We start from the raw sequence: 3,149 nt of genomic DNA on the forward strand, positions 1-3,149 counted from the left end.
GGGGGGGGGGGGGGGGGGGGGGGGGGGGGGGGGGGGGGGGGGGGGTTTGGCCGGCGGCTGCTGCCACGGTGAGGGGCATGGGGTGGTGGGAGTACGAGGTGGATGCCGCGGAGGTGGATGCCGTGGTGTGCCAGAGTGATGGGGGCTGTGGCAGGGAGGTTGCGCTGGGGGATGCGTTGGAGGTTGCGCAGCCTGACCGCGGGCTGTGCCGTCACCACTGCTCAGCGCCCCGTCCGACCGTGGTCGGGGCGCGGACATCCCCCTGGAGCACCCCGTACGCCTTGTCAAAAGAGGTGGAGGGGCGCCGGACGCGCCAGGGGGAGCCGGGTCTCCCTCCCCCCAGCACCGCGTCGGCAGGGCCGCCGCGCCGTCGCGGCCACTGAAGCGGCCCAACGTCCTGTCCGGCGTTGTGCGGCAACCTGCCTGGCACCAGGCTTCCAAGTCTTCCGCTGGTGACGTTCATTACCACGCCGCGGAGCAGTAATCCGGTCCAGCGGTATGAGAACCGTGTCGCCTGAAGTATTGAAGTTCTCGATACTTGCCAGGGGATTCGCACACTTCTGGCAAGTATTTTGGAGTTCGGCAGATATGTCGTTCGGCTCCCGTCTGGCCGATGGCGTACTATCACAACCCAAAGTCGAGTACATGTCGGTGACGTGCACTTCCGGGAATCAAGGAGAATTCTATGCCTACAGGTATTGAACCGCTGACGGGAGAGCAGGAGCAGAGGAATAATAAAGCAGGAGCCGATATCCAGAATTCGGCGCTCGGCATGGCGTGGATAGCAGGCATTTCGATTACCCCGCACGCACATCGAGGCGAGATCAGGGGGCCACGGCAGCAGGTATGGCACATTCCTGCCAATGAAGCCAGGCTGAAGGGCGCTGACGATCTGTATCGAGGTATGTTGTCTGGCGGGATGAGTGCTTTGAGGGAATTGCAGCAAGAAATCACGCCAGGATTGGGGGAAAGCTCCGCATCCTGGCTGCAAGCAGATGCGGCGGCCAGAGATTGGAAGCAACACTGGGAACTTGACTTCAGAGGGTTCCTTGATCGGCATAAGTCTTTACTGCATCCGCTTTGGCAGACAGAGCAGGTGCAGAACATGCTACCCAAAGCGGCGAGCATCGCGTACTCTCGGGGCACAGCCGAAGCTCTTCAGCTTATCTGGCGGAACCATCCTATGGAGCCGACACAGAAAGATATTGCCGAGCAAGGGAATCACATCAGGAAGGAAGGGGAAAGGGCTGCGGAGTGCACCCTGCTGTTGCTGATTCCGGAAGAGCGCAGGTCCATCGTGATCGACGCGGAGAGATTGGATGTAAAGTACTTCGAAACGGAGGATCTCCAGGATAGAGATGCCACCCTCCGGTTGCGAAGTCATGATTGTTTCGAGTTCGCCAAAAGCAAATCTATGCGTACTCTGCCGGAATGTGAATCACTGTGGCGGCAGGGTTATACAGATCGGCTGGCCAGCTTGCTCGGCAAGTATTCTCAAGATGTTCCACAGGCGGAATTGAAACGCGAGGCTGCATCTCAAGTGGCGCATACAGCCCTGACTGAAGGCTGTGATGCAGTGATTTCCGAGTTTGACCGGATAGTTACCGCTCGCGCAGCTCAGGCCACAGCCCAACCGGTCCCTCCTGCGGCTGAGAGAGCAGAAGTAGAAGCCTGTCGCGCACCATCAAGCCCTCAGGGCCATGTAAGAAGTCGCTAGCCTCGATCTTTCTTGAGGGTCCGCCGACGGAGTCGGTGGACCCTTTCGCTTTCCGGAGCTGATGCCGGGCAGGCCGGTGGCCCGGCTGTCGCGTCGGGTGGGCGCCGGGTTCCACTGCCCGGGGCGGGTGATGCTGTCGCAGGGGCGGTGGGTTGCTGGTCAGCCGGGGTCGGGCAGGAGCGCGAGCCGTTCAAGGGCAGCGGTGATCTTGCCGGTCCAGGGCCAGTGCCGGGCGAGGCGGAGAGTCCTGCGCCGACCGGTGGTGACGAGCTGGCCGGCTGTGGAGAACAGGCGGAACCGCAAGCGACGCGGTTCCCAGAGCCTCATCTGGCCGGTCAGGGCGAGCATCGGCATCCAGGCCAGCAGGTCGAGCGCGATCTGGACGATCTCCATCCAGACCCGGTTCTGGGCGGTGTCGTGCAGGGGCAGGTTGCGCAGGCCGGTGGCCCGGGCAGCCCGGATCCGGTCCTCGGCCCGTGCCCGGAGCCGGTGACGGAGTCCGAGCTCGGCGATCGGCCGGCCGGCGGTATTGGTCGCGAAGCACGTGATCCGCATGCCGTCCGCGTCCGTACCGCCGGTTCTTCGCCCGCCGCGTTAGCCTGGCCGGGCGGGAGGTGCCGCCGTGGCGGACCGTGTGGCCGGCCACCGGGCGCGACGGCTACCCGCCGGTGGCGCTGGTGTTCACGAAGAACGTCGGCAAGCTCGCGCATGCAGGCCCGCATGAGCGAGGTCGGGCAACTCACCCGCGAGCACTGGCGCGGCGAGTGGAACGGCGACTACGCGGCCGAGGGTGAGCGGCCGGACAGCTACCGCGACTACAAGGGCACCGTGCCGCTGCTGGCCACCACACTGCGCCTGCTCGCCGCGCACGGCCCGCACGGGCCCGTGTGGTGGCGCTACGGCCCCACGTCCTGGCAGCCCCTTGTGGAGGCACTCGACAACCCCGACGACTACCGCGCCTACTCGGTGCGCGACGAAGCCCGCCGCAAGGCGCAGGATGCGATGTGCCGGTTTGGTGTCGGTGGGTGGGTGTCAGTGACGGCTTGTCAGGCCGGGGTGTTTCCGCTGGTCGGATGTTGAGTGAGGGCGTGGTTACTGACATGGGGCGGTACCTGGGGCGGGCGCAGCTGTCATGGGGCGGTACACCCCGCTCCGTTCCACTGTCTCGGAAACGGTACTTCTGATCCTTCCGAGGGCTTCGCGGCCGCACCGTGGTGGGTGTGGGGTTCGCGGCGGAAGGGCGTGGGGTGAGTGCCTGACGCTGTCGGGGATCTTGGTCGAGCGGCTTCCTGGAAGACATCGAGCTGAACGGCCGGTTCCCGCGAGGGCGCTGTGTTAGGGTGAACTCGGTGAGTCGATCTTTGCGCCGGTCTGGGGCAAGGTGGTGGTCACCACCTTGAGAACGATCACCTCAGCCTGCGGGGTGGGTGGC

2 protein-coding genes and 1 pseudogene are annotated in these 3,149 nt (G+C 64.8%); 2 read left to right on the top strand and 1 reads right to left on the bottom strand.

Going from position 1 to position 3,149, the window contains the following annotated elements; all coding sequences use genetic code 11:
* Window positions 1-685: 685 nt before the first annotated feature.
* Window positions 686-1,717: a hypothetical protein gene (locus tag ACH4C6_RS36300; protein WP_398112834.1), complete on the top strand. Its 1,032-nt coding sequence runs from the start codon at window positions 686-688 to the stop codon at window positions 1,715-1,717.
* A 159-nt stretch (window positions 1,718-1,876) separates the two neighbouring features.
* Here ACH4C6_RS36300 and ACH4C6_RS36305 read toward each other — a convergent pair.
* Window positions 1,877-2,287, bottom strand: a pseudogene (locus ACH4C6_RS36305) (transposase); the annotation flags it as partial.
* A 150-nt stretch (window positions 2,288-2,437) separates the two neighbouring features.
* Between ACH4C6_RS36305 and ACH4C6_RS36310 the strand changes: the two are divergent.
* Window positions 2,438-2,797 (top strand): hypothetical protein, encoded by a 360-nt coding sequence (locus tag ACH4C6_RS36310; RefSeq protein WP_398112835.1) that lies wholly within the window; start codon window positions 2,438-2,440, stop codon window positions 2,795-2,797.
* Window positions 2,798-3,149: the final 352 nt, after the last annotated feature.

This window comes from Streptomyces sp. NPDC017943 (assembly GCF_044328425.1).
Lineage (GTDB): Bacteria > Actinomycetota > Actinomycetes > Streptomycetales > Streptomycetaceae > Streptomyces > Streptomyces djakartensis_A.